General features: G+C 49.2%; 8 protein-coding genes, 1 pseudogene and 1 CRISPR repeat array. Of the genes and pseudogenes, 3 read left to right on the forward strand and 6 right to left on the reverse strand.

The window, feature by feature from the left end:
- The coding region (locus AB5H98_RS12115; RefSeq protein ID WP_367926154.1) for a hypothetical protein at positions 1 to 355 on the reverse strand (355 nt) is incomplete at its 3' end.
- A 198-nt stretch (positions 356 to 553) separates the two neighbouring features.
- On the opposite strand from AB5H98_RS12115, the pseudogene AB5H98_RS12120 reads away from it, so the two are divergent.
- The 3 genes and pseudogenes from AB5H98_RS12120 to AB5H98_RS12130 all read left to right on the forward strand — a co-directional run bounded on the left by AB5H98_RS12120 (position 554) and on the right by AB5H98_RS12130 (position 2,909).
- A pseudogene (locus AB5H98_RS12120) lies at positions 554 to 1,221 on the forward strand (response regulator transcription factor).
- Positions 1,218 to 2,246 carry an ATP-binding protein gene (locus AB5H98_RS12125; protein WP_367926155.1) on the forward strand — a complete coding sequence of 343 codons (1,029 nt, stop codon included), beginning with the start codon at positions 1,218 to 1,220 and terminating at the stop codon, positions 2,244 to 2,246. Before AB5H98_RS12120 ends, AB5H98_RS12125 begins: the two are co-directional and overlap by 4 nt.
- Positions 2,247 to 2,714: 468 nt before the next feature.
- The gene (locus AB5H98_RS12130; protein ID WP_367926156.1) at positions 2,715 to 2,909 is read left to right on the forward strand and encodes a hypothetical protein; all 195 of its coding nucleotides are present in this window, start codon (positions 2,715 to 2,717) and stop codon (positions 2,907 to 2,909) included.
- A 114-nt stretch (positions 2,910 to 3,023) separates the two neighbouring features.
- Positions 3,024 to 3,931: a CRISPR direct-repeat array (repeat unit 33 nt; unit sequence ATTTCTATCCACGCCCTCCGTGAGGAGGGCGAC).
- Positions 3,932 to 4,108: 177 nt separating this feature from the next.
- On the opposite strand, the gene cas2 is transcribed toward AB5H98_RS12130, so the two are convergent.
- The 5 genes from cas2 to AB5H98_RS12155 form a co-directional block, all read right to left on the reverse strand.
- A complete protein-coding gene (cas2, locus tag AB5H98_RS12135; RefSeq protein WP_367926157.1) occupies positions 4,109 to 4,399 on the reverse strand; it encodes a CRISPR-associated endonuclease Cas2 in 291 nt (96 codons plus the stop codon).
- Positions 4,400 to 4,418: 19 nt separating this feature from the next.
- On the reverse strand, positions 4,419 to 5,450 hold the full coding sequence (cas1c, locus tag AB5H98_RS12140) for a type I-C CRISPR-associated endonuclease Cas1c (protein WP_367926158.1): 1,032 nt from the start codon (positions 5,448 to 5,450) through the stop codon (positions 4,419 to 4,421).
- On the reverse strand, positions 5,447 to 6,115 hold the full coding sequence (gene cas4 / locus AB5H98_RS12145) for a CRISPR-associated protein Cas4 (protein ID WP_367926159.1): 669 nt from the start codon (positions 6,113 to 6,115) through the stop codon (positions 5,447 to 5,449). Before cas4 ends, cas1c begins: the two co-directional genes overlap by 4 nt.
- On the reverse strand, positions 6,115 to 6,999 hold the full coding sequence (gene cas7c / locus AB5H98_RS12150) for a type I-C CRISPR-associated protein Cas7/Csd2 (RefSeq protein WP_367926160.1): 885 nt from the start codon (positions 6,997 to 6,999) through the stop codon (positions 6,115 to 6,117). Before cas7c ends, cas4 begins: the two co-directional genes overlap by 1 nt.
- 2 nt (positions 7,000 to 7,001) lie before the next feature.
- Positions 7,002 to 7,421 (reverse strand): type I-C CRISPR-associated protein Cas8c/Csd1 (locus AB5H98_RS12155; protein ID WP_367926161.1); only part of this gene is annotated, 420 nt, incomplete at its 5' end.

A 7,421-nucleotide genomic window follows, 5' to 3' on the forward strand; every position in this document is an offset into this window, starting at 1 on the left:
GCTCTCCGCAATTGGGGCATGTGATACAGATTTTACCTTTCCCTTTCGGTACACGCAGTTTTTGTTTGCATTTGCGGCAGCGGTAAAATTTGTGGGTCTTACGCTGGCGGAAGCGCAGTTTTAGAAAATTGCGCCATGCAATATATTTTGCGTTCTGCCTCCGACACTTTTCAAGATTGCGTGAAAAAGCCCGGATATATACATAGAGCAGTAAGATTAAAGCTGCATTGTATAAAAAAGTAATCCCGAGCAGTGTGCCAAGTATCATAATGGCCAGGGCACCCCATAAAAGTGTTCTGCCCAGTTCGTCAATTCCGTTGCGGTTGGAAAAAAATGCATGAAGTTTGTATTTCATGTTGAAGTGCACTCCTATTCATAAGTAATGGATTTGCCAATGATTATAAAGAAGAAAGATTAAGTTTACGTTTCGTAAGATCAACTTTCGGTCAACTTTTGCGTAGATTTGCATAAATTTACAAATTGTTTATCTTTGCTTTGTAAATCGGTGATACCCTTTATTTGTCAAATCATAAAAAGACAGGTGAGAATTGTAATGTTTCGAATCTTGGTTGTGGAAGACGATAAAGGAATACGCACACTGATGGAAGATGCGCTGACAGATGCAGGATATGAGCCGATTCTTGCATGCAATGGACTGGAGGCTTTGGATGTTCTGGAAAAAAAGCATATTGATTTGATCGTTCTTGACATTATGATGCCGAGGATGGATGGATATGAGCTGTTGAGGCAAATCCGCGAAAGCGGTATGGATATGCCGGTTTTGATGGTGACAGCTAAGCAGACTCTTTCAGACAAAAAGAAAGGCTTTCTATTAGGTGCCGATGACTATATGGTAAAGCCTTTTGATGAGGAAGAAATGCTTCTGCGGGTTGCAGCGCTGCTGCGGCGAGCCAAGATTTTGACGGAGAGGAAACTGACGGTGGGAAGCACAGAGCTTATCTATGACTCTCTGACGGTGATTTCGAGCGGCACAGCACAGGTGTTGCCGAAGAAAGAATTCCTTCTGCTTTACAAACTTCCTTTAACAATAAAACCTTCACCCGACGGCAGTTGATGGATGAAATATGGGACCTGGACACCGAGAGCGATGAGCATACTGTAAACGTCCACATCAATAAGCTGCGGGACAGATTCCGGGATAACCATGATTTTGAGATTATAACGGTTCGCGGTCTGGGCTATAAGGCGGTGAAACTATGATCAAGCGAATGCTCCATTCCTCGCGCGGGATCTTTGTCACCTGTGTTGTCATTACCAATCTTTTGTCCAGTTTTATTACGGCATTCATCTGGCTGAATGTGTTTGTCTATGTTCCTACGAATCATCGGCCGCAATCGCCGTTGTTGCCGATGCTGATCTCTACTCTGGTGGCGATTCCGATTTCATCCGTAGTCAGCAAACGTTCCGCGAAGCCTCTGCAGGACATGGTGAAAGCTACCAAGTCCATCTCAAAGGGAGATTATTCTGTGCGGGTCGAGGAATCCGGCGCAGGTGATGTTTATGAACTCCTACACAGTTTTAATCAGATGACCGCAGAATTGGGCAGCACAGAGATGATGCGCAATGATTTTATCAATACCTTTTCCCATGAGTTTAAAACGCCAATCGTATCAATCCGCGGTTTTGCCAAGCGACTTAAAAACGAAAATCTATCTCCGGAAAAGCGAAAAGAGTATCTGGAATACATAGCAGAAGAATCGGAACAGTTGTCCAATCTGGCCAGCAGTGTTCTTTTGGTTGCCCGGTATGACAATCAAAAGCTTGTAGCAGAACGGTTGGAGTACGATTTGGATGAGCAAATCCGCAACTGTGTGCTGCGGATGGAAACCGTATGGAGCGCAAAAAATATCACCTTTGATGTGGACTTACCGAAACTCACCTATGTCAACAATGTAGAAATGATGGAACATGTTTGGATGAATCTCATCAGCAACGCCATCAAATTCAGCTATGACGGAGGTCACATTTTTATTTCTTCCAGCCAAACTGCGGACAATATTTCGGTGAGCATTCGAGACGAAGGCATTGGCATCAGCGCATCTGAAATCGGTCATATCTTTGACAAGTTTTATCAGGCGGATACCGCGCATTCGTCCGTCGGAAATGGACTTGGCCTGTCGCTGGTATACCGCATTATTCAATTGAGCGGCGGCTCAATCAGTGCAAAGAGCGAAGTCGGCAAGGGCACAGAATTCACGGTCGCTTTGCCTTTATTGCGTACCTAAAACATGAAGGATTTGCCCATTGAATGATTCGATATTATGATTGCTGAAAAAGGTAAATCAAAACCCCTGCAGCATTTGCTACAGGGGTTTCTGATACGTTAAACTGCCCTCGAAGCTATGATTTAGTAAAAGGAAAAGACGGATGTAAGAATACATCCGTCTTTTCCTTTTTCACTCTACTGGCGCCATCGACCGTTCAGCATCGTTATTTGTAGCGTTTCCGTCATTTCCCTCCGACGTACCGCCACCGAGAATAATAACGTTGTCCTGACCGGCCGCGTTATCGCTGGTTCCAATCTGGGCGCTACCAGTCGAGTTACCGCTGTTCCCGGTCGTTGCATTAGTCGTAGTAGCTGTGCTGTTTTGTGTCGGAGCAACATATTTGACAACGCTCACCGTATATTCGACAGTAAAGCCGCAATACGTCACTGTGATGATCACTGCACTGGTGCGAAGAGGCTATTTCGCATGGTTTTGAGGACAACAAAGGATACATCAATCTGTTCTGCACAGGCCGGTTTGTTTTTTGCGTATCGGTGGGAAGACTGTCAGAGAATGGCGCCGATGCTCGCAATAGAATTAGATGGCCGCGAGCACTACATTGATTCCACAGTACAGGCACGTGACCGGAAAGGAGTGCATCGGTTAGCAGCACGACTTTGAATTGATCCGAGTCGAAAACACTTATAATCGTCGGTATCCCTTATATTAAGGAATTTCTGATTAGTTATTTTAATGCCATTTGATATTTTAATGTTGTTTAACAAACGAATAGAAAATTCTACCCACGCCCTCCGTGAGGAGAGCGACGTGCAGGATTGTAGCCGGGGCGGAGCGTACCACAACAAATTTCTATCCACGCCCTCCGCGAGGAGGGCGACGATTGCCGCAGTGGTCTATGTCGTGTACATCTCATTTCTATCCACGCCCTCCGTGAGGAGGGCGACCACGCAGCATTGGGGCGCTGTTGTATGGATGGAAATTTCTATCCACGCCCTCCGTGAGGAGGGCGACACTGTCTTTTCCATTTCTGCATCCTTTCCGGAGCATTTCTATCCACGCCCTCCGCGAGGAGGGCGACAGTCGACGAGACCATTTTCGACACGGACGTTTTGATTTCTATCCACGCCCTCCGTGAGGAGGGCGACGGGATGGCTATATCATCCGTCAGGTGTTTTGCCTTATTTCTATCCACGCCCTCCGTGAGGAGGGCGACGTGGAATTGTGCTTGCTGTAATGATATCCTCTTCATTTCTATCCACGCCCTCCGCGAGGAGGGCGACAGTCGACGAGACCATTTTCGACACGGACGTTTTGATTTCTATCCACGCCCTCCGTGAGGAGGGCGACGGGATGGCTATATCATCCGTCAGGTGTTTTGCCTTATTTCTATCCACGCCCTCCGTGAGGAGGGCGACTGAAGAGGCTGCGGCTGCTGTTGCTTCCGAAGTATTTCTATCCATGCCCTCCGTGAGGAGGGCGACATACGGTATCCGTATCGAAGTACGTCGCACCGCAATTTCTATCCACGCCCTCCGTGAGGAGGGCGACCAAATTTGAGCTTCTTTTCCTGCTCCCCCTCATCAATTTCTATCCACGCCCTCCGTGAGGAGGGCGACAGGTATTTGCTGTGCAAAACTTTGATGCTGTCAATTTCTATCCACGCCCTCCGTGAGGAGGGCGACAGCAAAAGTGCCTAAAAATCGACACAATTTTGCATCAAAACATAAAAATTCTCTAAAAATATGCAGAGGTCTTTTTATACATCAAGAAAATGAGTGACAGTAAGCACATTTTTCTTTCATTCGCCAGTGCGAAACTCTGGGTGAAGATTTGTGTACTTCCCGTTCGCACTGCCAGTATTATAACAATAAGAGGTCGTCTTGTGCCCAGGCGGGGGAGAGTCCCAGATGTTCCACTTTGCTTTTGTAATTATTCCCCAATCGGTAAAAACGCAGACTATCCTGATTGGGGTCAATGAGAGTACCTAACTGCGCTTTGAGCTGAGCATATTGGGCGGAATCCAGAAGACATTCAAATACAGAATTTTGCACGCGCTGCCCGTGGTCAACACAAGCTTTCGCAACTTTGCGCAGGCGTTTGCGCCCGGCAGCAGTTTCGGTGTTTACATCATAGGTAATTAGCACCAGCATAAACATACCGCCTTTCGGTCTATTTCCAGAAAAGGGGCGGATATACGTCCAAATCCTCACGAAGTGTGCGAGCCAACAGAAGTGCCTGTACATAGGGTACAAGCCCCCAGGGAATTTTTTCGCCCAGAAACGGATGGGTGAGCGTTTCTTGCTTCCGACGCTGCCAAGCCGCCAAAAAAACTTTTCGCCCTTCATCAGTAAGAAGTACGGCACCATTTTCCTGCCGTTTGCAATGCTTGGGTGTCACGATCTTCTGGTTGATACATGCGAGCACCAGACGGTCTGCAAAGATGGCCCGCAGTTCTTCCATCAAATCCAAGGCGAGACTTTGCCGACCGGGTCGAGGGCGGTGAAGAAACCCCACGTAAGGATCCAGGCCGGCACCGTCCAAAGCAGCGGCACATTCCCGGGCCAGCAGAGTGTAAGCGAAGGAAAGTAATGCGTTGACAGCGTCCAGCGGTGGGCGGCGACTGCGACCTGTAAAAACAAATCCATCCTGCTGCTGCAAAATCAGACTGTTAAACACAGAAAAATAGCGCTGAGCGGCTTCCCCCTCGAACCCGTTCAATTCTTCCAGAGTAACGCTGCTTTCGATGGCAGGTAATGCAGATGCCAGTTGAGCGGATACCTGTTTTAGTTTTTCCACCGGTACCCGCTGGGGATGGTCCCGGGTGGCTCGTTCCAGAACCCAACGGGCATTGTAAACTTTCCCCAGAAGGAAGCAGCGACCGTATCGGCAGCTGACAGCAGGGTCATCGGCGACACGGTACTGTTGCTGACGCAGTAATACGTTTCCTCGCTCTTCCCCTACAGTACGGGCAAGAAACCGTCCGTTAGGGGTAAAAAAAGCGAGATCTACGCCACGCTGGGCACAAGCACCTATCAAAGCAGGAGAGGCACCTGCATAGGTAAAAGCTAAAATTCCCTCCAGCGTATGCAATGGAAAACGTGCCACTTCCTGGTGTTCCCGGCTGACTATCACGTTTTCTCCTTCAAGAGAAAGATAATTCTCCGGAGTCAGTACAAAAAGTGTGTTCAGCAGTTTTCTCATGATTCCTCCTCGGCCAGAGCAGCTTGAATGTGGGTGTGGATGTATCCACCAGCATCGGTTTTGCGGCAAAGAGTAGGCAGACATAACTCTTTCAGCGAACACGCATTGCAATGCGTGCCCGGCCGCGTCTTGGGCGTGTGGCCTCTTATAAAGCAGTCGTTCATCTCGGCTGCGGTGTGGCGAGTCGCTTCGCGCAGTTCTGGAGTGAAATCCACCATTTCCCGACGCCGGTCTGCTGCGTAGTACAGAGCGCCACGGGGTATCGTACATACCAGCATCTCTTCCAGAGCGATGGCTTGAGCGCATAACTGCAGCCGGTCTGCATCGTTCTGCTTAGTGGTACCATGTTTATATTCTACAGGCAGGGGACGCCAAAGTCCGGTTTGTCCCTGCAAAGGAATACCATCGGAATCGGCATGAAACTCCACCACATCACAGATGCCGCTTAGACGTAGCGTATGGGATGCTACACGCATTCCCCGCACTGTCAGAAGGTCTCCGCGTTTTTCTCGTAGCGAATCGTTGTGACAACGTGTGTGCTCCAGACGGCCTTCGACGGTTCGAAGATTTTCCTGCCACTGCTGCTCCATATGAATCAGAGCCCACTGGCGGCGGCAAAAACAAAAATGCTGGATGCCCGATAACAGTAAATACTCGCCGTCCATTATCCCATACGCAGGCGGGTTACGCCGGCAGGCAGAGCGTCTGCCAAAGTGACAGTATAATCTAGGTAGCTGCGAGGCACAGTAACACCCTCTTTGCGCTGTACCTGCACCGTATCAAACAGCTTGTAGGCGGGGGCGTTGCCCAGTTCGGAATCATGGCGGAAAACGATGAGTTCCCGAACGGCCATTTTGCCACGGGCGGCGCTATGATCGTTTTCAAACATATTCAAGATAGCCTGCCACAGCAAGGTAAGATCTTCCTCGGAAAAACCGGTGGTTTTGCGAGCCAGATTGGCTGAGACATATCCTTCGGCCCGGTACAGACCGTAGGGGACAATGTACTTGCGCCCCATCTCGGTACCTTTTTTCTCGGCATCGGCCTCAGTGGTAATGGCCACTCGTGTGATGGTGACCTCCTGAGGCAAAATGGGGTCTACGCTGCGGGCAAAGCCCAACTGCACGGGGCCGCGCACTTGGCCGCAGTTCAAAGCTCCTTTGACAAAAGTGGTCATAACGGCACCAAAGGTACGGATGTCATAGAAATTCTGGCACATAAAATCCCGGATTTTACCATCAAGGGAGGGATCGTCCTTCTTGGCTGCTTTCAAGTCGCCTTCAACGCCCAGATAGGCAAGGGCCTCGGCATCACTGCGTTGCAGCGGCACCTGATCCTTGATGTAGATGCGGTATCCGGGAACATCCTCCTTGGCAGTTTCCACATAATTTCGAATCTTGCGCTTCAGACAGACATCGGTCACCAACCCGCATCCGGTTTCCGGGTCAATTCGGGGCATGTTGCCGGCATCGGGATCACCGTTGGGGTTACCGTTCTCCACATCAAAGAGAATGACAAAATCATAGCGGTTCTTGATAGCTTCGGACATAGTTACTGTTCCTCCTTTTTGGTGTATCGTTTTTGAGTTTCATGGTAATAGCCGATTTGGAAAGCGCTCTGTTCCGGCAGAGTAAGCCGAGCGGGGAGCGTTTGGGTGATACGGGCGTTCAGTTCGGTGATGCGTTTGTTATAGTAGGTAGCCAGACCACCACCCAGCTTGGCCAAATGTTTCTGAGACAGGTTGAGAAGCAGCGGAAAAACTGTGGCCGGAGTAGCCGATGCGGAATTGAAATACCGGTCCTTGATAGTAGTGCTGCCATTGGCACTCTGCTGTGCTGCTTCCAGTACGGAGAAAAGCCGCCCCAGCACATACGGAAGATAGTTACTTTGTTCGTTAAGTTCCACGGTCATAACCTCCTTTAATTGTTCATCCTTCGAATTGCGTAGGTACCATGCTTTCAAAATGGCGGC

The sequence above is a fragment of the uncultured Ruthenibacterium sp. genome, assembly GCF_963558415.1.
Classification (GTDB): Bacteria; Bacillota; Clostridia; order Oscillospirales; family Ruminococcaceae; genus Ruthenibacterium.